The sequence below is a fragment of the Corynebacterium sp. SCR221107 genome (genome assembly GCF_027886475.1).
Classification (GTDB): domain Bacteria; phylum Actinomycetota; class Actinomycetes; order Mycobacteriales; family Mycobacteriaceae; genus Corynebacterium.
On the sequence record NZ_CP115670.1, the window covers coordinates 1,167,616 to 1,188,614 of the forward strand.

20 protein-coding genes and 1 pseudogene are annotated in these 20,999 nt (G+C 61.3%); 13 read left to right on the top strand and 8 right to left on the bottom strand.

Annotation, left to right across the window (positions count from 1 at the left end; translation table 11 throughout):
* Nucleotides 1-87 precede the first annotated feature (87 nt).
* The 3 genes from dapD to PAB09_RS05275 all read right to left on the bottom strand — a co-directional run bounded on the left by dapD (nt 88) and on the right by PAB09_RS05275 (nt 3,594).
* Complete coding sequence (gene dapD / locus PAB09_RS05265; protein WP_271034982.1) at nt 88-1,065, bottom strand: 2,3,4,5-tetrahydropyridine-2,6-dicarboxylate N-succinyltransferase; 978 nt, start codon at nt 1,063-1,065, stop codon at nt 88-90.
* 40 nt (nt 1,066-1,105) lie between these two features.
* Complete coding sequence (locus tag PAB09_RS05270) at nt 1,106-2,440, bottom strand: amino acid permease (protein WP_271035275.1); 1,335 nt, start codon at nt 2,438-2,440, stop codon at nt 1,106-1,108.
* 224 nt (nt 2,441-2,664) lie between these two features.
* Nucleotides 2,665-3,594: a DapH/DapD/GlmU-related protein gene (locus PAB09_RS05275; RefSeq protein WP_271034983.1), complete on the bottom strand. Its 930-nt coding sequence runs from the start codon at nt 3,592-3,594 to the stop codon at nt 2,665-2,667.
* 101 nt (nt 3,595-3,695) lie between these two features.
* Between PAB09_RS05275 and dapE the strand changes: the two genes are divergently transcribed.
* The 7 genes from dapE to PAB09_RS05310 all read left to right on the top strand — a co-directional run bounded on the left by dapE (nt 3,696) and on the right by PAB09_RS05310 (nt 8,961).
* Nucleotides 3,696-4,811, top strand: coding sequence for a succinyl-diaminopimelate desuccinylase (gene dapE / locus PAB09_RS05280; RefSeq protein WP_271034984.1), 1,116 nt, complete (start codon nt 3,696-3,698; stop codon nt 4,809-4,811).
* Nucleotides 4,812-4,938: 127 nt separating this feature from the next.
* A complete protein-coding gene (locus PAB09_RS05285; RefSeq protein ID WP_271035276.1) occupies nt 4,939-5,721 on the top strand; it encodes a TIGR00730 family Rossman fold protein in 783 nt (260 codons plus the stop codon).
* Between the two features lie 3 nt (nt 5,722-5,724).
* Nucleotides 5,725-6,582: a dihydropteroate synthase gene (gene folP / locus PAB09_RS05290; RefSeq protein ID WP_271034985.1), complete on the top strand. Its 858-nt coding sequence runs from the start codon at nt 5,725-5,727 to the stop codon at nt 6,580-6,582.
* Nucleotides 6,579-7,340 (top strand): glucosyl-3-phosphoglycerate synthase, encoded by a 762-nt coding sequence (locus PAB09_RS05295; RefSeq protein WP_271034986.1) that lies wholly within the window; start codon nt 6,579-6,581, stop codon nt 7,338-7,340. The genes folP and PAB09_RS05295 overlap by 4 nt, the downstream gene beginning before the upstream one ends.
* A 33-nt stretch (nt 7,341-7,373) precedes the next feature.
* Nucleotides 7,374-7,685 (top strand): hypothetical protein, encoded by a 312-nt coding sequence (locus PAB09_RS05300; protein ID WP_271034987.1) that lies wholly within the window; start codon nt 7,374-7,376, stop codon nt 7,683-7,685.
* Nucleotides 7,686-7,820: 135 nt separating this feature from the next.
* The gene (locus tag PAB09_RS05305) at nt 7,821-7,988 is read left to right on the top strand and encodes a DUF3117 domain-containing protein (RefSeq protein ID WP_081751501.1); all 168 of its coding nucleotides are present in this window, start codon (nt 7,821-7,823) and stop codon (nt 7,986-7,988) included.
* Nucleotides 7,989-8,094: 106 nt separating this feature from the next.
* Entirely contained in the window at nt 8,095-8,961 is an 867-nt protein-coding gene (locus tag PAB09_RS05310) for a methyltransferase domain-containing protein (protein ID WP_271034988.1), read from the top strand.
* Here the strand turns inward: PAB09_RS05310 and PAB09_RS05315 are convergent.
* The 3 genes from PAB09_RS05315 to glgA form a co-directional block, all read right to left on the bottom strand.
* On the bottom strand, nt 8,958-10,412 hold the full coding sequence (locus PAB09_RS05315) for a GH32 C-terminal domain-containing protein (RefSeq protein ID WP_271034989.1): 1,455 nt from the start codon (nt 10,410-10,412) through the stop codon (nt 8,958-8,960). The two genes, PAB09_RS05310 and PAB09_RS05315, sit on opposite strands and share 4 nt — an antisense overlap.
* A gap of 39 nt (nt 10,413-10,451) precedes the next feature.
* Complete coding sequence (budA, locus tag PAB09_RS05320; protein ID WP_271034990.1) at nt 10,452-11,192, bottom strand: acetolactate decarboxylase; 741 nt, start codon at nt 11,190-11,192, stop codon at nt 10,452-10,454.
* A gap of 117 nt (nt 11,193-11,309) precedes the next feature.
* A complete protein-coding gene (glgA, locus tag PAB09_RS05325) occupies nt 11,310-12,488 on the bottom strand; it encodes a glycogen synthase (protein WP_271034991.1) in 1,179 nt (392 codons plus the stop codon).
* Between the two features lie 105 nt (nt 12,489-12,593).
* On the opposite strand from glgA, the gene glgC reads away from it, so the two are divergent.
* Nucleotides 12,594-13,820: a glucose-1-phosphate adenylyltransferase gene (gene glgC, locus PAB09_RS05330; protein ID WP_271035277.1), complete on the top strand. Its 1,227-nt coding sequence runs from the start codon at nt 12,594-12,596 to the stop codon at nt 13,818-13,820.
* A 217-nt stretch (nt 13,821-14,037) separates the two neighbouring features.
* On the opposite strand, the gene PAB09_RS05335 is transcribed toward glgC, so the two are convergent.
* A complete protein-coding gene (locus PAB09_RS05335; protein WP_271034992.1) occupies nt 14,038-14,676 on the bottom strand; it encodes an O-methyltransferase in 639 nt (212 codons plus the stop codon).
* A gap of 523 nt (nt 14,677-15,199) precedes the next feature.
* Entirely contained in the window at nt 15,200-15,925 is a 726-nt protein-coding gene (locus tag PAB09_RS05340; protein ID WP_271034993.1) for a FadR/GntR family transcriptional regulator, read from the bottom strand.
* Nucleotides 15,926-16,224: 299 nt separating this feature from the next.
* Between PAB09_RS05340 and sigE the strand changes: the two genes are divergently transcribed.
* The 5 genes and pseudogenes from sigE to PAB09_RS05365 form a co-directional block, all read left to right on the top strand.
* On the top strand, nt 16,225-16,854 hold the full coding sequence (gene sigE, locus PAB09_RS05345; protein WP_271034994.1) for an RNA polymerase sigma factor SigE: 630 nt from the start codon (nt 16,225-16,227) through the stop codon (nt 16,852-16,854).
* Between the two features lie 262 nt (nt 16,855-17,116).
* The gene (locus PAB09_RS05350; protein WP_271034995.1) at nt 17,117-17,572 is read left to right on the top strand and encodes an anti-sigma factor family protein; all 456 of its coding nucleotides are present in this window, start codon (nt 17,117-17,119) and stop codon (nt 17,570-17,572) included.
* A 64-nt stretch (nt 17,573-17,636) separates the two neighbouring features.
* Nucleotides 17,637-18,197: a Sec-independent protein translocase TatB gene (locus tag PAB09_RS05355; protein ID WP_271034996.1), complete on the top strand. Its 561-nt coding sequence runs from the start codon at nt 17,637-17,639 to the stop codon at nt 18,195-18,197.
* Nucleotides 18,198-19,206: 1,009 nt separating this feature from the next.
* On the top strand, nt 19,207-20,292 hold the full coding sequence (locus PAB09_RS05360) for a DUF1648 domain-containing protein (RefSeq protein ID WP_271034997.1): 1,086 nt from the start codon (nt 19,207-19,209) through the stop codon (nt 20,290-20,292).
* A 305-nt stretch (nt 20,293-20,597) separates the two neighbouring features.
* Nucleotides 20,598-20,781 (top strand): annotated as a pseudogene (locus PAB09_RS05365) (transposase); the annotation flags it as partial.
* Nucleotides 20,782-20,999 lie beyond the last annotated feature (218 nt).

Genomic DNA, 20,999 nt, shown 5'->3' on the forward strand with positions numbered 1-20,999 from the left:
CCCCATAAGGGGAAGTGTTTTCAGGAGATTAACAACAAAAGATCCCCGGGGCACACAGGCCCCGGGGATCGCTGACAGGTGGGTCTCCTAGTTCGCGTGCAGCGCCTCGTTGAGGGCAACTGCCTCGGACTTCCAGGCGGTGGCCTCGATGGCACCGCTTAGCGAGTTGCGGCGGAAGAGCACGTTGTTGGCGCCGGCCAGCTGAAGCGCCTTGACGGAGTCGCCGTCGGCAAGCCCCAAGGCCTCGGCCACAGCGGCGCGCACGATGACCTTGGAACCGGCGGTGACGTACAGGCCAGCCTCGATCACGCAGTCATCGCCAAGTGGGATGCCACAGCCGGCGTTGGCGCCCAACAGGCAGCGCTTGCCCAGGGAGATGACCTGCTTGCCGCCACCGGACAGGGTGCCCATGATGGAGGCGCCGCCACCGACGTCGGAACCATCATCGACGACCACACCTGCGGAGATGCGGCCCTCGACCATGGAGTTGCCCAGGGTGCCCGCGTTGAAATTGACGAAGCCCTCGTGCATGACGGTGGTTCCCTCAGCCAGGTGGGCGCCCAGGCGCACGCGGTCGGCGTCGCCGATGCGCACGCCGGTGGGAAGGACGTAGTCCACCATGCGTGGGAACTTGTCCACCGAGTAGACCACGACCGGGCCGCGTGCCTGCAGCTTTGCGCGGGTGAGCTCGAAGCCCGCTGGCAGGCACGGGCCAAAGTTGGTCCACACCACGTTGGTCAGCAGGCCGAAGATGCCGTCGAGGTTCTGGCCGTGCGGCTTGACCAAGCGGTGGGAGAGCAGGTGCAGGCGCAGGTAGGCGTCGTAGGCATCGATGGGGGCCTCGGCCAAGTCGCCGATCCGCGTACGGATGGCGATGCGGGAGACGCCACGGTCGGCGTCCTCGCCGACGAGTGCGGCTAGTTCCGCAGGAACCTCGGATCCCTCGAGGACGGTGGTGCCGGTGACGGAGGATTCCTCGGAAAGCTCGGGTGCCGGGAACCACGCGTCGAGCACGATGCCGTCGGGGGAAACAGTAGCTAAACCAGTTGCGTATGCAGAAGTCATGCCGACTACTTTACAAGTCTCCGAGGAAGTGGGGGCAATCCTAGGCGGGTGTCGTGTCCGCGGCGGCGATGTGCTTCGCCCGGGAGCGCGTGGTCAGCGACAAGGCGACAATGACGCCATAGATGATGGCCACGCTCCAGACCTGCGGCCGCGAGGAAGCGTCGGAAAGCATCAGGACAACCAATCCGGCGATCAGAACCAGGGATGCTATGGGCAACCACGGGTGACACCACATGCGAAGGTTGGTTAGCTCGCCGGCGCGCTCCATCTCACCGTGCAACTTGAGGTAGCTGAGCGCAATCATGGCCCACACCACGATCAGGCACCCGCCCACGGCGTTGAGCAGGAATGCCAGCAGCCCCGGCGGGTTCCAATACTGCAGGCCGACGGAGACGAAGGCGAAGAACATACTCAGCAAGACTGCGTTGGTGGGCACGAGGTGGCGAGAGACCTTCGCAAAGACCTTCGGGGCGTCCCCGCGAACCGCGAGTGAATGCACCAGGCGGGAGGTGCCATAGATCTGGGCGTTAAAGGCCGACAACAAGGCGAGGACGATCACGGCCTCCATGAAGCCGACCACGCCCGGGATATTGGCCATGGCCAAGATGATGGTAAACGGCGATTCCGCCGCGCTATTGGCACCCTGAATGGTGTCGTAGGGCATCAGGAAGGTGATGATCACGACGCTGCCGAGGTAGAACAGCGAAATGCGCCAGATGACGCTGCGCACCGCCACCCCGATGGCGTGGCGCGGATTTTCCGACTCGGCGGCGGCGATGGTGATGATTTCGATGCCGCCGAAGGCAAACGCCACGGCGAGCAGGCCGGTGGCCACGCCGGACAGGCCATTGGGCATGAAGCCGTGGCCGAGGAAGTTGCTGGTGCCCACGGCCTCATGGCCAGGAAGGAGTCCGAAGATAAGCAACACACCGATGATCAGGAAGGCAATAATCACGCCCACCTTGACGAAGGCGAACCAAAACTCGAACTCGCCGAAGCCGCGCACCTGCGCCAGGTTGACCACGGCGAAGAAGACCACGCAGACCAGCGCCGGGATCCAGGGGTCCACGCCGAACCAGTTGCCCATCATTGCCGCGGCGCCGGTCATCTCCGCGCCCATGACCATGGTGAGCATGAACCAGTACAGCCAGCCCAGGGAGAATCCGGCCCAGTGGCCGAAGGCCTGCTCGGCGTAGACGGAAAAAGAGCCGGAGGCGGGCCGTGCCGCGGCCATTTCGCCGAGCATTTGCATGACCAGTACGACGATGCCGCCGGCGATCATGTAGGCGATGAGTACTGCGGGGCCGGCGGCGTGGATGCCTACGCCGGTGCCAAGAAACAGGCCAGCGCCGATGGCCGAGCCCAGCCCCATCATGGTCAGGTGTCGGGTTTTTAGACCGTGACCGAGCACGGTCGTGCCCGGGTCGTCAGATTCGAGGGTGGTGGTGCGAGCGGCATGAGCCCGCTCGCCGTGGTTCGGGGAACTCATGCCATTCAACACTACTGCCACGACTTTTAGGATCAAGCAGCGGGTTGCACATTCGCTTGCCGACGCCCACAGGGCCGACCGTGGGCGCGGCGACGTTCCTGTGACCGTTTCTAGGTTCCCACAACCGGTTCGATTTTGCGCGCGACCGGCTCCGGGTGTCCAGCCTCCATCCGGATCGACCAGTTGGACTGGCCCTCAATACGGGTGGCCGGTGCGGTCTCATCGGTGTCGGCGAAGTAGAGGTAGGTGTCTGGGTCGATGACCACGTTATTACCGATATGCACATTATCGCCCAGGTTGATAAACAGCACGGCGGAGCTGACCCCTAAGGTGCAATTATCGCCCGCGCGTAACGTGCGCCCACGCTTCGGGGACACTAGCGAGGAGGAAATTCCCATGTCCATGTTCGCTCCCACGACGGTGCCCGAGCTCAGGCGGCCCTCGATGCGGCCGGGGCCTAGGGTTCCGGCGTTGAAGGAGACAAAGCCCTCGCGCAGCACCCAGGTGCCTGGCGCGAGGTAGGCGCCCAGGCGCACGCGCTCGGCCTCGGTGATGTGGACCCCGGTGGGCACGACGTAGTCCACCATGCGCGGCAGCCGGTCGATGCCGTAGACGTGGATGAGGCCGCGAGAACGCAGCAAGGTGCGCACGTTTTCGAAGTTTTCGGGCAGGCAGGGGCCCTTGTTGGTCCACACGACGGTGGCGAGCTTGGACAGGGCATCATCCATGTTGAGCTCGTGCGGCTTGACCAAGCGGTGGGACAGGAGGTGCAGGCGCAGGTACACGTCGTGCGCGTCGATGGGAGGGGATTGTAGATCGGTGATGGTGGTGCGAACAGCGATCTGTTCGACCATGCGATCTTCATCGATGCGTACGAGGCTCAACAACTTCGGTGGAAGGTCATGAGCGCCGAGGCGGGAGGTACCGGCCGGGTGCGTGATATGGGTGGTCAGCTCCGGTGTCGGGTACCACGTGTCGAGGACGGTTCCGTCCATGGCGATGTTCGCGATTCCTAATGCGTGTGCGCCAAGCAAAGTCATATACAAAAGATAACCCGAAATGCCAAGATTTCCCTAAGTGCAGTCTTAGGTAAGCGTGGAGGAATGATCCGGGGGAGTAAAGACGGGTAGAGTATTCAGTCATGCTTGATCTCACCACCTGCCCGATTGATCTGACAGCGGCGCTTGTCGACATCGAAAGCCCATCCCATTTCGAGAACGCCATCGCAGATGAGGTGGAGCAGGCGTTGAGCACCCTGCGCGATCGGCTTGCCGGTACCTGTCCGATCACCGTCGACCGCCACGGCAATACCATCGTCGCGCGCACCCACCGCGGCATTGGCTCCCGCGTCATCTTGGCCGGGCACATCGATACCGTTCCCATCGCGGACAACGTACCTTCCTCTCGCGGGCTCGACTCCCAAGGCCGGGACACTCTTTTCGGCTGCGGCACCGTGGACATGAAGTCCGGCATGGCCGTGTATCTGCACGCCTTTGCCACCCTGGTCGCGGACCCAGCACTCGCCCACGATCTCACCGTCGTCGCCTATGAGGGAGAGGAGGTCGCCTCGGTCTACAACGGCCTGCGCATGGTTGCCGAGGCCCACCCCGACTGGCTCGAGGGCGATGTCGCGCTTCTCGGCGAGCCATCCGGGGCCATGATCGAGGCCGGCTGCCAGGGCACCATCCGCCTGAAGGTCACCGCCCATGGGCTGCGCGCACATTCGGCGCGCAGCTGGCTTGGGGACAACGCCGCCCACAAGCTGGCGCCCGTGATGATGCGGATCGCCGGTTACCAGGCTCAGGAAATCGAGGTCGATGGCTGCCTTTATCACGAAGGCCTCAACATTGTGCATCTCGAGGCTGGGGTCGCCACCAACACCATCCCCGACGAGGCCTGGATGTTTGTCAACTACCGTTTCGCCCCGCACCGCAGCGTCGACGAGGCACTTGCCCACATGCTTGAGGTCATGGACCTGCCCGACGGTGTGGACTATGTCATCGACGACGCCTGCCCCGGCGCGCGTCCGGGCCTTGACCGCCCGGTGGTCGCCACCCTCATCGAGGCAACAGGCGGGCAGTTCCGTGCCAAGTACGGCTGGACGGACGTGGCCCGTTTTTCCGAGCTGGGCATCCCCGCCGTCAACTTCGGCCCTGGTGATCCGGCCTTTTGTCACAAGAAGGACGAGCAGTGCCCAGTGGAGATGATCACGGAGGTTTCCCACGTTCTGCGCGCCTATCTGTGCGCCGGGGCTTAAGGAACGCGAGACGTCGGCAAGCGAAAACCGCCGCGCCGTAGAAGACTAGAAGCGTAAGAGATCACACGAAGCAAAAGGAACCATCGACGTGGCCCCACGCATAACCCCCAACGAACACGCTAAGCGCATGCTGCGCGGACCGGTACTGATCCGCAAGAGCGAGCAGCAGCAAGAATCCACCTATGACCAGCGCCTGCTCGAGCTCACCGCCGATCATGACTGGATGCATGCCGACCCCTGGCGCGTACTGCGGATCCAAAGCGAGTTCGTCACCGGCTTCGACGCGCTGGCGGGAATCCCACCCGCGGTCACCGTCTTCGGCTCCGCGCGTATCGCGGAAGGTCAGCCCTACTACGAGCTGGGCTGCGAGGTAGGACGCAAGCTTGCCGACGCCGACTACGCCGTTATCACCGGCGGCGGGCCAGGGCTCATGGAGGCCGCCAACCGCGGCGCCTTCGAGGCCGGGGGCCTGTCGATCGGCCTCGGCATCGAACTGCCGCACGAGCAAGGCCTCAACGACTACGTCGACCTAGGCCTGAACTTCCGCTATTTCTTTGCCCGCAAAACCATGTTCTTGAAGTACTCGCAGGCCTTTGTGTGTCTGCCAGGCGGGATGGGCACCCTCGACGAGCTATTTGAGATTTTGTGCATGGTGCAAACCGGCAAGGTCACCAACTTCCCGATCGTGCTCATGGGCACCGAGTTTTGGGCGGGCATGGCCGAATGGCTGCGTGAACGGCTGGTGGCCGAGGGCATGGTCGACGCGAAGGACATGGGGCTTTTCTTGTGCACGGATTCCGTCGACGAGGCGGTGGCACACATCAAGGAAGCACACCGGGAAATCACCAAGACCCTCCAAGAAAAGCAAGCGGTGGCGCACCTGCGTCCGAGCCGCTGGGCAAAGAAGTAGCAAATGGTTCATTCCCAATTCCTTGGCCCCGACGGGCTGGCCGTGGTCATGGCCATTATCAACACCACCCCGGACTCCTTCTACGACCAAGGAGCCACCAGGAACTTCGATGACGCCTTGGCACGCGCAGAGTCGGTGATCGCCCAAGGGGCGCGGATCGTGGACATCGGCGGGGTCAAGGCCGGGCCGGGCGAATACGTCTCGCCCCAAGCGGAGCGCGACCGGGTGGTACCGCTGATCGCCGCGGTCCACCAGCGTTTTCCAGACATAACGATCTCGGTGGACACCTGGCGCAGCTCGGTAGCAGATGAAGCGATCGCCGCGGGTGCCACGCTCGTCAACGACACCTGGGCCGGGCACGATCCGGAGCTGTCGGCGGTGGCCGGCCAGCACGGCGTGGGGTACGTGTGCTCGCACACCGGCGGGGTGATCCCGCGCACCAGGCCGTATCGGGTGCATTTTGACGACGTGGTCGCGGACGTGATTAGGGAAACCACCGAGCAAGCCGAGCGTGCGGTCAGCCGCGGGGTACCTGAGGACATGATCTTCATCGATCCCACCCATGACTTCGGGAAAAATACCTTCCACGGATTGGAGCTGCTGCGCCGCATCGACGAGATCGTGGCCACCGGCTGGCCGGTGCTCATGGCGCTGTCGAACAAGGATTTCGTGGGCGAGACCCTCAACCGGGAAGTCAAGCAGCGCGTGGCCGGAACCCTCGCCGCCACCGCCTGGTCTGCCCAGCACGGGGTGGCTGCCTTCCGGGCGCATGAGGTGGCCGAGACCGTCGACGTCATCCGCATGACCGCTGCGATCAAGGGTGAGGTGGCTCCGCTGGTGACCACGAGGGGACTGGCATGACCCCGACGGTGTCAGTGATCATCCCGGCACTTAATGAGCAGGACACGGTGGCCTCCGTCGTCGACAGCGTGCTGGCGGGTCCGCGGCCGGTAGAGGAGATCCTCGTCATCGATGCTGACTCCCGCGACGACACCGCCGCGCGCGCGAGATCTGCTGGCGCGCGAGTGCTGAACTGGCGTGAGATCCTTCCCGCGCTGGGCCCAATCCCCGGCAAGGGGGAGTCACTGTGGCGGGGTGTGGCGGCCGCTCGAGGCGAGCTCGTGGTTTTCATGGACGCCGATCTCGTCGACCCGGACCCGAGCATCGTGTCCCGCTTGGTCGCCCCCTTTGAGGAGGGGCCGGGCACCAAGCTGGTGAAGGCCAGCTACCGCCGCGGCTTCCACGGGGCTGCGACCGGCGGGGGTCGAGTCACGGAGTTGGCGGCCAAGCCTTTGCTGCGTGCCTTCTTCCCCGAGCTGGGCTTCGTGGATCAACCCCTGGCAGGCGAGTATGCCATCCGCCGCGAGCAGGCCGTGCGCGTGCCCTTCGTCGCCGGCTACGGCGTTGAAATGGGATTGCTTATCGACGTCTATAGCGAGCACGGCGCCCAGGCGATCACGCAGGTGCCACTGCCGGATCGAGTACACCGTAACCGACCGCTGAGCGAGTTGGGGCCCATGGCCGAGGTAGTGGCGGCCACCGTCTTCGATCGCGCCGGGGTGACAACCGAACTTAGTATCACCCAGCGTCCGTCGCTGCGCAGCCTCGGCTATGGTTAATAAGGACAAGTTGAGAAAGGTTGAAGTGGGGTTATGGCTTCGTGGATTTTGCTGATCGTGGTCTTGGTAGTGCTGATCGTGCTTCTGACGGCTGTGTTCTCCACCGCCTTCGGCCGTGGAGAAGCAACCGAGCCGCTTCCACCCACCGCACAGCTAAACGAGGAAAACCTAGCAGCAATTGAGGAAGGTAACCTCTGGGACGTCTCCTTTGACGTGGTGCCTCGCGGCTACAACCAAGCCCAGGTTGATGCTGTCGTCGAGTACCTCTACGACCAGCTGCAGCTGGCTCGACGGGCGCTCGAGGAAACCGGCGCCCCGGCTCAAGAACGCACGCTCCATGAGTGACCAACTTGGCGAAGTTCGCCGGCTACCTCGGGGGTGAGATGAGGGTACACTGGGGTTAATTGGTTGCGTTTTATGCGATCAAGCTGGTTTTCGCCAGCGTTTACTTCTCACTTTTTAGGAACATGGTGATCTCGCATGGCAGCAATGAAGCCCCGCACAGGAAATGGTCCAATGGAGGCGGTCATCGAGTCCCGCAAGATCGTTATGAGGATCCCTACCGACGGTGGCGGACGCCTCGTGATCGAGCTCAATAAGGAAGAGGCCGCTGAGCTTGGGGCCTTGTTGACCGAGGTTTCCCAATAGGGGATTGCCCACCCATGCTGCGCCCGCTCGTGCGGGCGTTTTGCGCTTTTAGGCACTAGTATTTTATTCGTTCATCACCATGCACTGTAAAGGAATACGCCCACGCATGTTGTCTCACGTCGTTGATCTTCTCGCCGACCCCATCGATCTCAGCCCGCTGCACGGGGAAGATGATTTCACCCGTTTAGTTTCTGAGTCCGGTCACAGCTATGATGTGGCCCGCCAAGGCTACGTCACCCTCGCAGGTGGCGCGGGGCTTCGTTATGGTGGCGATGATTCGGACATGATCAATGATCGCGAGACCTTCCTGAGCCGGGGGCACTACGCGCCTTTTGTTGAGGCCGTCACCCATGCCGTATCCCAGGTCATGGACGAGGGTGGGGTGCCCGATGACGCCGAACCTGCGATCTGCGAGGTCGGCGCCGGTACCGGCTACTACCTGTCCCACATGCTCGACTCCATCGATGGCTCCCGCGGCATCGGGCTGGATGTGTCCATCCCGGCTGCAAAGAAGCTGGCTCGCTGCCACCCGCGTGTGGGTGCCGTGGTTGCCGATGCGTGGGCTAAACTGCCCATCCGCGATGCGTCATTGGACGCCATCGCCGTGGTCTTTGCACCGCGAAACGCCAGCGAGTTTGCCCGGGTATTGGCACCGGGTGGTCAGGTTGTCGTCCTTACCGCAGACACTGGCCACCTGGACGAGCTGCGCGAGCCGCTTGGCATCATCGGGGTAGAAAAGGGCAAGGTGACGCGCATGATCGAGCAGGCGCGCGATCATCTCGTGCCCGTGGGGCCCTCGGAGCCGGTGCAGTTTACAATGCAGCTGGACCAGGACTCGATTGCCACGCAGATCGGCATGAGCCCTTCGGCGCGACACATCCATCCCGATGTGCTCGCCGAGCGCATCGCCACCCTGCCTTCGACCATGGAGGTCACCGCGCGGGCGATGATCACCCGCTTTCAGAAGGCCTAGCGCACCCGCGGCTCGGGCTCCCCGAAGCGGGCGGCATCGGGGAAGAGGCTGTCCTCGCGGATGAGGGTAGTTCCGGCCGATGCAGTGACGGCGAATTGCTCGCACTGCCCTTGGAAGTAGACGCGACTGGCCATGGCCACCTGGCCGCCATCGGCAAACACCTCCACTGTGGAGCCGTCGACAATGATGGTTACGGCATCGGTATCGGCCTCATTCAAGGGGGCAGTGGCAACCTTGTCACCTGCGTGATGGAGGTTCATCGAGCGGTCCAGCTCCAGCTGATCCCCACGGTGGGTGATGGTTGCTGCGACCTGGCCGGTGGAATCAACAAGCTCGATTTGCAGGGACTCGCCCGTGGGCACTTCACCCATGCCCACCCACATGCAGGCGGCATCCGAATGCGCGATGGCCGTGGGGATGCCTGCGACCGGGGTCTGATACAGCAGGCCACCCTCCAAAGTCACACGCCGCGGCAGTGAGAGGCAGTTGGCCCAATCTTCTGCACGGAAGGACTCGTGGTTGGTTTCCTCATCCAAGCGTCCAATACCATTGAGCAGGCCAAATATGGTGGCCGCATCGTAGCGGTGGGTTGGATCGATGGCGTGGTCGGGGCGGTTAGTGTTGCGCGGGCGGGTGAAGTCGTGGCCGTAGTCGACTCGCGTAAACGGGGTGCGCACCTGAAACTCAGTGCCCACCAACGACCCGACCAGATATCCAGTGACGTCAATATCCTCGCGCTCAAGGGTGATGAACAAGATGTCGTAGATCTCGCCATCGACCTGGTCGCGCAGGCGGATGATGCGCGGTGCCACCAGGCGGCGATCCTCAATCCCGGTTTCCCCGCTGATGACTAGCTCGCCGAGAACCGACCACTGGCGCCCGTCGTGGGACTGTGCGATGACAAGCTGTGGGGAGGCCGAATCGCCGGTGACCGCGAGCATGATCCAGCCCTCGTGCCCATCGTCGCGGGCCTCGTCGATCTTCCAATCCGGCACCACACACGGCGAGCGGAAACGCCGGAAAGCTGTGCCGTTAGGGTCTACCGCACCGTCGGCGAGCAAAGCGCCTAGCCGGTGGACGTGCGGGTCGAGGCTGGCTCCTTCGTCGTTGACCTCCTCCGTGGTGGCATCGAGATCGTCGATGATGGCCATGTGGATTTCGGCGGTGTCCGGCTTCACCGAGGTGAAGTACAAAGTGACGTCGTTGCCAACCGCGGTGACTGCACCCGCCCGCAACTTAGTCTCATCGCCTTCCGGTGCAAGGACGTCATCGCAGACCTCCCAATGAAACGGAGTGCCGTGTGAGACCTGGTGAGCCCAGCGCGCGCCCGCATGGGGTGTGGGGCGAAATTGGTGGAAGATATGCCAGCTATAACCGTCATACAGGGCTCCTGCAGGGGCATCGAGGATGCCTTTTTCGGGGGTGACGTGGAGTTCCGGGCGCAAAGTCATGGAATGTTCTACCTCAAGTTTTCAACCGTGTGCGGGGCGTTAGCTTTTCACTTCGGTGGCATGGATCTGCCGGTCAAGATCCTCGGGGGCGAGCTGAGCGCGGGAGAAATCATGGCTCAACGGCAGCCGCAGCGCGAGGTCGGTGCCAGGACAGACCTCGACCGTACCCTCGGTGAGCACGAAATCGAGCACATGCCCGCCGCTGGTGCGCGAGTCGTCGATGAAATGAACGTGGCAGCCGGGCACCCCGATGCCCTTTTCGTACACCGGGGTACGAAAACCGGCGATGACGCCTGTGACTTCGTGGAAATGTAACTCCGCGTCGTCACCGGTGGCTTCCATCATGGGACGGTAGGGGCGCTGCTGCTTGGTGACGGTGCGTACCGTGATCTCCTCGAAGGAACCCGTGATACGCACCGCGTACATGTAGTTTTCACTCGGCAGCAGGCTGGAAATGAACTCCGACAGCTCCGAGCGACGCAGGTTATGCGGAGCGGCGGCTACTATGCGGGGTACGAAATTGGTGGCCACGGCAAAAGGGGAGCGCTGATCCAGCTGGGCGACACTCGCGGTCCCGTCGCCGCGGACTTGGTAGGCCACGCCGTCGATGATGATCATCTCACCATCAAGTGCATCGAAGGTGCCGATGCCGAAATTGCCGTGTCCTAGAATCTCGCCGACGGAGATCTCCCCGTCATAAATGCCGTCCAGCAAGGCGGTCATGAGAGAGCTTTGAAAAATGGTGTGTCTTTCGATTGCTAAAACATGATCCTCGTTCATGTTCGCCCAGAATAGTCGCGGATGAACTTTCCTGCTTGAAGACCCCGCCTTAGGTGGGAAATCCCAACCCCGCCTTAATCGTCTGCGGGATTGGGAGGTTTTCATTAAGTCGTGGGACTAGCCCTCGATGAGCGAGCGGTAGATGTCGACCGTCTGCTGGGCGATGGTGGCCCAGGAGAAGTCGTTGACGGCGCGCTCGCGTCCGGCCAAGCCGAACTTCTTGGCACGCTCGCGGTCAGCGACCATGGCGTTGACGGCGGCAGCAATGTCGCGTTCGAAGGATTGCGCATCGGCCTCGTCGTAATGCACCAGCGTGCCGGTGGTGCCGTCAACGACGACCTCCGGGATGCCACCGACGTCGGAGGCGACAACCGCGGTGCCGCAGGCCATGGCCTCCAAGTTGACGATGCCAAGCGGCTCGTAAATCGACGGGCACACAAAGGTGTCTGCGGCGGTGAGGATCTCTTGAATCTTGGGCTTATCCAGCATCTCCTGAACCCACACGATGCCATCTCGCTCGGCCTGGAGCTCGTTGACCAGAGCCTCGGTGCGTGCGGCGATCTCCGGGGTGTCCGGGGCGCCTGCGCACAGCACCAGCTGCACGCCCTCGTCGAAGTGGCGCGCGGCCTTGACGAGGTGCTCCACGCCCTTCTGGCGGGTAATGCGTCCAACGAAGGCGACGATGGGGCGATCCGGGTCAATACCCAGCTTCTTGAGCACCGAGTCCTCGGCCTCGTCGAAGGTGGGGCGTGGCTGCCAAAGCTGAGTGTCGATGCCGTTGAGGACAACGTGGACGCGGTCGGCGTCGATGCGCGGGTAGGCCTCCAGCACTGCGTCCTTCATCTTCGAGGACACGGCGATCACGGCGTCGGCATACTCCATGGCGTTTCGCTCCGACCACGAGGAGATGTCGTAGCCACCGCCGAGCTGCTCGCGCTTCCACGGGCGATCCGGTTCGAGAGAGTGCGCGGTGGCAACGTGCGGAATGCCGTGCAGGCGTGCGGCGAGGTGCCCGCCCAGACCCGCGTACCAGGTGTGGGAATGCACCACGTCTACCCCCGTTGCAGCCTCGGCCATGCGAAGCCCTGTGGACAAGGTCTTGATCGCAGGATTCGCGTTAGCCAATTCCGGGTCGACCCCGTGAACATATACGTTGGCCTCATTACGCGGTGCGCCCATGCAGTGAACATCCACGGGGATGATTTCGCGCATGTAGCGGGTCAATTCGGTCACATGAACACCGGCGCCACCGTAGATCTCCGGCGGGTATTCCTTCGTCATCATCGCAACTCTCATAGATCAAACCTTAACGCGAATACGTCCAGCATGTGCGGGTGTTGTACGTCGCAATCATCACCAATACTCGCCAATGCCAAGCGAAGGTTGCCGGAACGATATAAATTGGGCGGGGTGAGGAGTCAAAGTAATGTTTTAGCAATCGTGCTCGCCGGTGGTGAAGGAAAGCGGCTGTTCCCGCTGACCGAGGACCGCGCGAAGCCGGCCGTCCCGTTCGGGGGTACCTACCGCCTGATCGACTTTGTGCTGTCGAATCTCGTCAACGCCGGATACATGAAGATCTGTGTGCTGACCCAGTACAAGTCCCACTCCCTGGACCGACACATCTCCCAGGCGTGGAATTTCAGCGGACCCACCAGCCAATACATCGCATCGGTACCCGCCCAGCAGCGCTTGGGCAAGCGTTGGTACATGGGCTCCGCCGACGCCATCTTACAGTCGCTGAATCTGATCTATGACGAAAACCCGGACTACGTTATCGTCTTTGGCGCCGACCACGTCTACCGCATGGATCCCTACCAGATGGTGGAGGAGCACATCCGCTCCGGTGCCGCGGTCTCCGTGGCTGGTATTCGCGTCCCGCGCTCGGAGGCCAGCGCGTTTGGTTGCATCCATTCCGACGAGGACGGCAACATTACTGAATTCCTGGAAAAGCCGGCCGACCCACCGGGGACCCCGGATGATCCGGAGATGACCTACGCCTCGATGGGCAACTACGTCTTTACCACGAAGGACCTGATCCAGGCCCTCAAGGAGGACGAGGTCAACGAGAATTCCACCCACGACATGGGCGGGGACATTATCCCCTACTTTGTCGCGAAGGGGCAGGCTCACGTCTATGACTTCAACGACAACCAGGTTCCGGGTTCCACCGACCGCGACCGTGGCTACTGGCGTGACGTAGGTACCATCGACGCCTTCTACGAGGCTCACATGGATCTCATCTCGGTGCACCCAATCTTCAACCTCTACAACCAGCAGTGGCCGATTCGTTCCACCGATTTGGCTGAGCTGCCCCCGGCGAAGTTCGTCCAGGGTGGTATTGCGCAGTCGTCGATGGTTGCCCAGGGGTCGATCATCTCGGCAGCTACCGTGCGCAACTCAGTGCTCTCCACTGATGTTGTTGTGGAGGAGGGCGCGACCGTTGAAGGATCGGTGCTTATGCCGGGCGTGCGCATCGGCAAGGGTGCGGTCGTCCGCCACGCGATCTTGGATAAGAACGTCGTGATCTCCGACGGCACGCTCATCGGCGTCGATCGTGAGCGCGACGCCAAGCGCTTCGCCATCAGCGCGGGCGGCGTCGTGGTCGTGGGCAAGAACACCGTGGTGTAGCGAGCTAGCGATGAGCCTTCAATGGGGTCGCTTCGGCGGCCCCTTTGCCATGTGCGGGGAAAGATGCGAGGCCTACGACCGGAAGGCGACCTTAGGGTGCGTCAGTGTAGGCTGCATGAGACCTTATTGACGCTAGAGCTGTCGTGGACCCGCGGGCTTATCGTCTGCCGCAACGAAGTAGGCAAGTTGGGCAGGGCGCGCAAGCAACAGGGGTGGCTTAGCGCTTCAACGTGATAATGGTCATGCCAGCGCCGAGAGGAAGCCTCGTGACGTGCACGCCCTCGAGGGAACGGAAGTATTCGTCGGCCTCGCGGGCGGCGACGGTGTCGCGGTCTTTGCGCGAGGAATCGGCGATGGTGCCATCTAGAAGCGCGTCCGCGAGGATCAGGACCCCTCCTGGGGCAAGAAGTCGCAGGGCGGCGTCGACGAAAGACTTGAGGATCAGCGGGGCAACCTCGCCGTATACGAGCTGATAGGAGCCGTCGGCAAGCCTTGACATGACATCCAGCGGCCGTGACGGAAGGAAACGGATGCGGGAGGGGGAGTAGCCCGCCTCGCGGAACGTGATCTTGGCGCGGCGTTGGTGCTCCGGCTCGGGGTCGATGCAGGACAAAATGGCAGACTCCGGCAGGCCCTCAAGCAAGTAGAGCCCGACAGCGCCGGCGGCGGGGGTGACGGCGATAGCGTTGTGCGCCCCGGTGGTAGCCGCGAGCGTGCTCAACAACTGGCCGGTCATCGCATCGGGGATGGGAAGGCCGAACTCGGCGGCATCCTCGATAGCTGTGGCTAAAGCGGGGGACACAGGGGAGGTCCCTTCCACGTAGGAACGGAGGGCATCAATAACAGAATCGGTCACAAGTGGCAATGATAGGCGACGAACCTTCCACAGCAACCGTGGCCCCGCCGTGTCGCGCAAGCTAGTGACTGAAGTGATGAATGAGTTTGCCGGATCGGAAAGATCCCCTTTTCGTGGGAAAACTCGAACCGCCTACCATGGGGAGATTGATTTCTTGCACCGCGAAGTAACAGCGCCTCGCCACCAAAATTCGCTTTGAGTGCAAGGAAGACATGTTCCGTCCGAGCCGGGTCCGATCTCACTCAAAGTCGACGCGTACAGCCACATGTGGCCTCTTTTGTCAGTGAGGGCCATCATTGTCCGGCCATGCGTCAGCAGCTTGCTGGCAAGTAAGGCGTGAGCTCAACACATTCCTCTCTATGCAGTGCTAGTTCTGAGCGCCCAGCAAAGCAATGGATGGAATCATGGGGGTGGAAAAATTCGATAGGAGGATCAATCGTGGCCTCTAAAGGAACGCTTGCGTCGAACTGACCTGTGGCATACCTGGCATGCGTCAAGGTCCGCGAAGGGGAATCGGGTCGGTCTAGGTGTAGATGGCGCCACCGGCCACGGAGTAGAACCAGGTGATGTGTTCACGTACGGCATTGGCAGCGGCATCGGGCTGGCGATCGATGACCGCAGCGAGAATGCGCTTGTGTTGCTCCTGGAGGTGGACCACGATGTCACGCCAGTCGTCGCGGTTGGCCACGGCCTCACGCACATAGCTCATCGTGGCCTCGCGCAGCGACTCCATGATGGTGTCGACCACGATATTTCCTGCCAGGGACGTGATCACCAGGTGGAATTCGGTGTCGATCCGGTGGTATTCATCCTTGGGAAGTCCAGGATCGTCCATGACCTCGATAAGCTCCTGGGCACGTGCCAAGGCGGCGTCGCGCTCGGGGGAGTTCTGGCTCAAGGCCGCGTCCGCGGCAGCCTGAGACTCGATCATGACGCGCGTTCCGACGATATCGGCCACAGGCAAGGCCTTGGTGTAGACGTGCATGCGCAGCGCCCACTTCAATGCGGCCGAAGGCTCGGCGATGACGATCGCACCAGCGTTGGGGCCGGAGCCGGTGGCGGAGCGGACAAGCCCCATCGCATCGGCGACCTTTATGGCCTCGCGGACAGAGGAGCGTGATATCTCGAATTGCTCGGCGAGGGCACGTTCGCCGGGGAGTTTGTCTCCCACTCCGATCGTCCCCTGCCGAAGCTGGTCCTCGAGCCAATCGAGAACCATGGTGTATGTCCGGGCTGCGGTGGCGGGCATGGGGACGTGCTCCTTAAATGAATCGGTACGTCATCGATCAGGTGACCATGCCTGTGATGGGATTGGTCAAATAATCATATGACTATTGTGGCGATAGATGGAGAGAATATCGTCCTTATTATTTCATGGGAACAAAGATCCTGTTAATGAAGGAATTGAGGGGTACACACGTGCTATCCAAGTGCGATTCCACCTGGGATAATTGTTAAAAACCCGGAGAATGACAAACGGAATGATTGACAGGATTCTTTCAGGAAGCTCGCTGGCAATCCCAACCAATATCGGGCACAATGGGGCGCATGACACGTTCAGCCGACGACCACACCCAGTCCAGCCCGCAGGAGGCTACGCATCTCACTGGCACTGCAGCATTTGACGCAGGAACCGGTGAGATGCCTTCATGGGCGCAGTTGGTTGAGGAGCACGCAGATAGCGTCTATCGCCTGGCCTACCGCCTGTCCGGTAACCAGCATGACGCGGAGGACCTTACTCAGGAAACCTTCATGCGCGTGTTCCGTTCACTGAAGAACTACCAGCCCGGCACCTTTGAGGGATGGCTACACCGCATTACCACCAACCTCTTTTTGGATATGGTTCGCCACCGCAGCAAGATCCGAATGGAGGCGCTGCCGGAGGATTATGAGCGGGTTCCTGGAACGGATATGACCCCGGAGCAGGCCTATACCGTGGCCAACTTGGACCCGGCACTTCAGGACGCGCTCGATGGCCTTAGCCCCGATTTCCGCGTGGCGGTGGTTTTGTGTGACGTGGTGGGCATGAGCTATGACGAAATCGCAGACACCCTGGGGGTGAAGATGGGTACGGTGCGTTCCCGCATCCACCGCGGGCGTTCCCAGCTGCGCGCGGCGTTGGAACTGGCTGCCGAAACCGATGAAGGCGCCTCCCTGCTGATCCCGAATCAGAGCTAGCGGAACCTGCTCTCACAGACCCTCACCGCGCGTGGCTAGGTCCCGCACCGGCGAGGGTTCGTGTGATTGCGGAGCTTTTCAAAGCACTCACCTTCGTGTTGAGGGAACTTGGCTGTCGTATCAAGCGTTAGGCTAATGACAGTGGTTACAACGGTGTGTGCTGTAGTTTTGCCCCCAGGTTCCCAAGTCATACCGCGAAACTCCGTCAACGTTAATTTCCGTGTTCATTTCCACCACACTCGTTCGAGGAAGGAGGCCAGATATGCAAAGCCCCAAGGCCTTCCACTCTGATGATGGGTCTCACCATGCCCGCTTTGATCGCGAATACCTGCGCGCGGAGGCAGTTCGGATCAAGCACCTCACCATCAAGCGCCGCGTCACGATCCATGAGTTTGCCTCTGTCGAGCATCTCAATCCCGAGGCCGTGGCCGCGTATGTGGACAATGAGCTCAGCCAGGCCGCGGTGCACCGCGCCAGGGTGCACCTGGTGCATTGCGAGGAGTGCCGCCAGGAGGTCCATCGCCAACGCTCCGCCGCCGAGCGCCTGCGTCAAGCAACGAGCGATTCGGTGCATGCATCGTCGGATTTGGTGGCCAAGCTGACCCAAATCGCACAATCGTGCCCGGCCGGCCCTACCGCCGAGGAGCTGGAGGCCAAGAGCAAGTCGTTTCTGGCCAAGCTGGATGCGATGACTCGGCAAAAGCGCAACAAGAAATAGTAGCTGGCGTTGGTGGCGCCTGCGTGCGTCGGCAAGCGCGGTGATGAGGGTAAAGTAGACACCTGTGTTTGACTCGATAGGTTGGCCAGAGATCCTTACCGTGGTGGTAATCGGCATTATCATCGTTGGCCCGGAGAAGCTTCCTCGCGTGATCGAGGATGTCCGCGCGGCCATCTATGCTGCCCGCAAGGCAATCAATAACGCCAAGGCGGAGCTCAACGGCGAGTTCGGCGAAGACCTCGAGGAGTTTCAGAAGCCCTTGTCGCAGATCGCCTCGATTCAGCGCATGGGGCCGCGCGGTGTGATCACCAAGGCCTTGTTCGATGACGATGAAGAATTCATGGAATCCTTCAACCCGAAGAAGCTCATCGAGGAGGACCCACGACCGTCGACACGGCCTTCGCCTCGCAAGCAACGGCGTCAAGCCAAGCAAGAGGCAGCGCGCTCAGACTCGCACGCAGCGCCTTCGGCACAGCCGACCCAGCCCGCGCGTCCGACGTTTAACTACGCGGAGATCTACGCAAAAAAGAACCAGCAGCAGGCAACACCCACCCCGCAGAATCCGCAGCCGAAACCGCAGCAGGGCACCGAGGGGCCAAGCAGCGTCTACGGTGATGTGATTTAGCCACCCATGAAACCCCGTATCCCGGATTGGCTATTTTTTGTTGTGGAGGTCACGGGTTGAGATCGCGGTGACGAGGTGGGTTTTCTCGGTGGTTAGTGGGGTATCTGCGTGATTGGTTTTTGTGCTTTGTGGTCAGTCTGAGGCTGCGGTTTTTCGACGCCCGGCGGAGCATTTGACGCTTAGCCGTGTTGTTTTTCCTTTATGTGGCTGATGGTGGGAGTAGCCATGGCGTTGTTGGGGCGTGGGTTGGTGGAGTCTTCGGTGTGGGTGGAGGTAGGGTTTCAATGGAATTGAACTTTGGGTTTGGCTGGTTGATGGGAGCATGCGCGAGGTCAGCGACTATCTGATCATTTCCGTTGGGGCTGCTTTGGGTTCTTAGCGTTGGTGGCAGGCATTACTGCGGTCGCAATGGAAGTCAGTTTTGTGGGAAGAATCGTTTGTGGGTTGTCTTTCGAATGCTCAACGGCAGGTTGTGGGTTGGGGTGATTTCAATCGTGATCCACTGTGGGCTGGTCACCGTTGATGATGCGTGTGGCTTCGGCTTTCAACTGATCAGGTTTCGTGCACATTGTTCCGTCGGGCTGGTTGCCGAAAGGGGACTTGCCTCCGGGATTCCTTGGGCTTGTTAAGTTGGGGTCAGCTGTTGCGACCTGCCCCTTGCGGCCGGTGCCGGATCCACCAATGTATCAGTGTCACTGAGAGTACCGGTGCCCTTGCACTCAACGATTTACTCGTTTATGCGAGGCTTTACTGCCGGGTCAAAGGGTGTGGAGCAATCGGCGGTGAAAAGAAAATGATGCCAGTTGAGCGCGTGAGGGTGTCACAGGAAGTAGGGAAACGCCCCTGCGTCTTTTCTATGGTCTCAACGGATTCAAGCCAGAAATGGTCATGGATTCGGTTGTTGGTTTCGAAAAGGTGGTGGCCAGCGGGTTTCGATTTCACTAAGGTGGTGGGTGTTATTGATCAACGCTGCACCTCTTGCGCTGCCTGTCCCTTAAAGGAGTGACCATTGACCCTTGACATCGCCGCACTGACCTGGATGGTATCCACGCTCTTGGTTGGCTGGATCTTGGCTGCGGCGAGGCCGTCAGGGATTCGGGACGACGGGATTTTGGGGGTCAATGTCCAAGCGTCGCAACACGGCGACAAAACTATCCGGCAGGTGGTGCGCTCCTATCGGATCGCCATAGTTGCCACGGCCGTCGCTTTGGGGGTCGCGCAGCTTCTGTGGCGCATGCCTTGGGTTACCTTGGCCCAGCTGCTGCTGGCGCTGCTTACCTATTCCAACGCTCGCAGGCAGGTGGTGCGGGTGATCGGCGAAGGGTCGAGCCAGCCGCAGGCGTCGTCACGCATGGCCAAGCGGACGCCAGCAGTGCGAATGCCGTGGACACAGGCTTTGATTGCGCTGGTGTCGGTGGGTGCGTCGGTGGTGATAATGGCTAGCCAGTACTCGCAACTCCCGGAGACCATCCCGACGCATTGGGGCAATGGTTTTGAGCCTGACGCGTGGAGTGAAAAGTCAATCGCGTCAGTCTTCGCCTTGAGTTTCGTTGCCCTGGGACTGGTGGCGCTCATGTTGCTGATCTCTGCGCTCGTGGTTGCAAGTGCGCGCTCATTCGGCGCCGATAGTGCTGCTTCAAACGGAGAGGGCAGGCTACATAACTATGCAATGATGGCCGCGACGAACGTCGGCCTCGGCTGGCTCATGGCCACCCTAGCCGCGTCCTTCGGCATGATGCAGGTCGTCCTTTATCATCCCGAATTTCACGGGCAGGCGCCGATGACGATGGCTTTGGTGCTCGTGGTTTCGCTTGTCGGCGGACTCGGGCTGGTCGGCTACCTTGCTACTGTGCAGAATTCGCTCGAGGACGACCTCCGGCGCACCGGTGTTCGGGACACCAGAGTAGGCTCGGACGATGGTCACGCCTATAAATGGGGGGCCTTCTATTACAACCCCGCGGATCCATCCGTCATCGTTGAGAAACGGTATGGCATCGGCATCGATTTTAACTATGCAACGTGGCAGGGCAAGGCCTTCGCGGCCTTTGTCCTAGTGACCCTGGCTGCGTGCCTTGCCTTGCCCTTTATCATCTAGCCCACGAATCCAGACCGTTGCCGCTTTCGCTCTCGCCTGTGATTACCCTCGAGTTGTGGACACACAATTAGTACGGATCGTGTGTCCGTAGGAGCAGATGTTCATCATGAGTCAGCAACGCAAGAAGTTCACCCCTCAAATACCGGGCGGAGGCGGCTAGGCTTGTCATCTGGTCCGGTCGACCGATTGCCCGTGTGGGGTGACGAGATCGGTGTCAGCGCCGGACTTCTTGGCAAGTGGGTGAAAAACGAACGAGAACGCCAAGGCACCGTTGACGCAATGAGCTAGGCTGATCTACGCGCTGAGACGGGCTGAAAGGCCTGCCGGAAGCAGTGGAAGCAGCCCTGGCTAGGGCCAAAGGTTCAGAACTGCGTTGTCCATCTTATTCGTGCTGCTCACCGGCGGGTGGCATACGCAGACCGCAAGGCTGTATCAGCGGCACTGAAGAAGGTCTACACCGCCCCCGATGAGCCTAGTGCCGCAGCGGCCACCGCCCTGCCCCCATTACTGCTGGCCCCATCAATCGCCCCATCGGTGCGGAAAACACCCATCCCTCATGCTAAAACCGCATGTCTACTTGTCAACAGTCAAGTTGAGCACACCTCAAACAGCCAAGTCAGGCACCGCCACCGAAACCTCAGCAGTGCACCGAAAGTCCAAGCAGCGTCTACGGTGATGCGATTGAGCCACGCATGAAACCCCGTAAC

Excerpts from the sequence above, each read along its gene's own strand:
- PAB09_RS05310 (WP_271034988.1), top strand. The coding sequence starts at position 8,095 with ATGTTGTCTCACGTCGTTGATCTTCTCGCCGACCCCATCGATCTCAGC.
- PAB09_RS05275 (WP_271034983.1), bottom strand. The coding sequence starts at position 3,594 with ATGACTTTGCTTGGCGCACACGCATTAGGAATCGCGAACATCGCCATG.
- PAB09_RS05270 (WP_271035275.1), bottom strand. The coding sequence starts at position 2,440 with ATGATGGGGCTGGGCTCGGCCATCGGCGCTGGCCTGTTTCTTGGCACC.
- PAB09_RS05340 (WP_271034993.1), bottom strand. The coding sequence starts at position 15,925 with ATGCCCGCCACCGCAGCCCGGACATACACCATGGTTCTCGATTGGCTC.
- folP (WP_271034985.1), top strand. The coding sequence starts at position 5,725 with ATGGTTCATTCCCAATTCCTTGGCCCCGACGGGCTGGCCGTGGTCATG.
- PAB09_RS05295 (WP_271034986.1), top strand. The coding sequence starts at position 6,579 with ATGACCCCGACGGTGTCAGTGATCATCCCGGCACTTAATGAGCAGGAC.
- PAB09_RS05285 (WP_271035276.1), top strand. The coding sequence starts at position 4,939 with ATGCTGCGCGGACCGGTACTGATCCGCAAGAGCGAGCAGCAGCAAGAA.
- PAB09_RS05350 (WP_271034995.1), top strand. The coding sequence starts at position 17,117 with ATGCAAAGCCCCAAGGCCTTCCACTCTGATGATGGGTCTCACCATGCC.
- glgA (WP_271034991.1), bottom strand. The coding sequence starts at position 12,488 with ATGAGAGTTGCGATGATGACGAAGGAATACCCGCCGGAGATCTACGGT.
- dapE (WP_271034984.1), top strand. The coding sequence starts at position 3,696 with ATGCTTGATCTCACCACCTGCCCGATTGATCTGACAGCGGCGCTTGTC.
- PAB09_RS05300 (WP_271034987.1), top strand. The coding sequence starts at position 7,374 with ATGGCTTCGTGGATTTTGCTGATCGTGGTCTTGGTAGTGCTGATCGTG.
- budA (WP_271034990.1), bottom strand. The coding sequence starts at position 11,192 with ATGAACGAGGATCATGTTTTAGCAATCGAAAGACACACCATTTTTCAA.
- PAB09_RS05305 (WP_081751501.1), top strand. The coding sequence starts at position 7,821 with ATGGCAGCAATGAAGCCCCGCACAGGAAATGGTCCAATGGAGGCGGTC.
- PAB09_RS05315 (WP_271034989.1), bottom strand. The coding sequence starts at position 10,412 with ATGACTTTGCGCCCGGAACTCCACGTCACCCCCGAAAAAGGCATCCTC.
- sigE (WP_271034994.1), top strand. The coding sequence starts at position 16,225 with ATGACACGTTCAGCCGACGACCACACCCAGTCCAGCCCGCAGGAGGCT.
- dapD (WP_271034982.1), bottom strand. The coding sequence starts at position 1,065 with ATGACTTCTGCATACGCAACTGGTTTAGCTACTGTTTCCCCCGACGGC.